The 1,854-nt window shown below is 28.0% G+C and carries 1 pseudogene; it reads left to right on the forward strand.

Annotated features, from left to right (window positions below):
* Nucleotides 1-1,854, forward strand: a pseudogene (locus CS921_RS15435) (SIR2 family protein); the annotation flags it as partial.

Raw genomic sequence — 1,854 nt, forward strand, 5'->3', positions numbered from 1 at the left:
GAAGGGATTTTTAAAGTCTTTGAAAAATTAAAAAAATCAAAAGAAATTAGACAAACAGAGATAGATGAAATAAGAAGAAATATTTCAAAAGAACAATATCTTTTAGAAACATCTTTCTCTAGCGATGAAGATTTAATGGGATATTGGTTAGTTGAGCAACTTCAAAAGAATCCTATGCACTATAAAAACATTTACTATGAAGATAAAATATTCTCAATTAATTTGAAAGATGCAATGGTTCCAATAATTATTGAATTATTGGCTGATGAAACTATGTATCGCTATCAGCCATTTAAAACGATTATCTCGAATGATTTAATACAAATCCTGTATAAATCTTTATTGAATAAAAAAGTGTTTTTGAATAACAAACCAATATTAGATAATTATCCTGATTCATTATTGGAATTACATTTATTTCAAAGAATTTTAGTAAACATTGATAATGAGAATGGGTTAAATAGCTCTCTTGTAAATAATTTAATAGATCACATTGATTTTTCAAATATTATTTTTGGATATGAGCTAAATGATTTTGTGGAAAATCGTAAAATCGAGATAAACAAAATGGGAATAGAAATTTTAGAAGGCTATCATGATGGAATCTCTTTTAGTAAGTATGGTTTCGTACACCAGAAGTCTTTTATTGATAGTAATCAGATTCTTAGTAAGGAAGTAGATGCTATTTTAGAAATCTTACTATCTCCACCAGACGAGTCTTTTTCTACAAATAAAGACCCCTTTTTAGAAAAAACATATCACGCAACGACAGAGTTTTTATTGAGTTCATTGAAGGAGAACGATGAGGTTTCAAAAAAAATAAAAACAGTAATCCTTGAAAAAGGACTGCTTTTGTATCCGAAATATGAAGAGCTTTTTGCTGAAATTTTAATAGATAATGATGATTATGAGCCAGAATTAAAAGCAGGGGTTCTAGAAATATTCTTAGAGAAATTTAGTTTAGACAGCTTTAGCTGGGAAGAAAAGCATCTTTTCCGAGAATTGATTGACAAAGGGAGATTTGAAAGTCCAGCATTTGATAAGTTATTGCAAGTAAATGTTAATGAGCTGAATTATGATTATGTATACCTAAATAGAAAAAGGCCTGAATTGCTTGAAATTGAAGATTTTATTAACACGGAATTAGGTAGTTATCTAGATATATTGATACAGTTAAATAAGAAAATGGATTCAAGGCGCAGTAAAATCAAAGATATTGTTTCTAATGTGAATAAGGCTGCGTTTAGAGAATTTTCACAGGGTGCTTTATCATTGGTGGATAGCTTTATAGATTTAGAACAGATTACTATCAATACGTTCCAAGGTTATTCTTATTCTATACGTGGATTTCAAAAGGGGAATTTAGAAAAATTTAAATATGTGGGGCAAGAATTATTGAGAAAAGGATATGTTAATGATTGGAACAAAGACAATCTTTTTATTCTGTCTTTATATATGATAAATCCAATAGCTGAAGAAGTGAGAATCAATTGGAGCGAAATTAATTTTTCAGGGCTTATTGATATTATTCTGCAAAGTAAAACTAAGTTTGAATATGAAGTTCAATGGACTAAAGAGATAATTTTGAAAGATACGGATGGACAATATGGAATGAGTATTTGTCATGCTATTGCAAGTGAGAATGCCTTATTAGATAAATCAAAAAGACTTATTGATTTATTTGAAGAAATAATTGATAATTATGATGGGAAAGTAAAGCTTGATTTTTTAATAATTACTATTGAAAGACAACACAATCCACAAAAAAAGGATTTATTAATAAGATTTTTATTTTTATTACTAGATAATGCTAAAATTGCTGTGAGTTCTTTTGGAGGTAGAAAATTAGTAGAC

The organism is Listeria costaricensis (assembly GCF_900183385.1).
Classification (GTDB): domain Bacteria; phylum Bacillota; class Bacilli; order Lactobacillales; family Listeriaceae; genus Listeria; species Listeria costaricensis.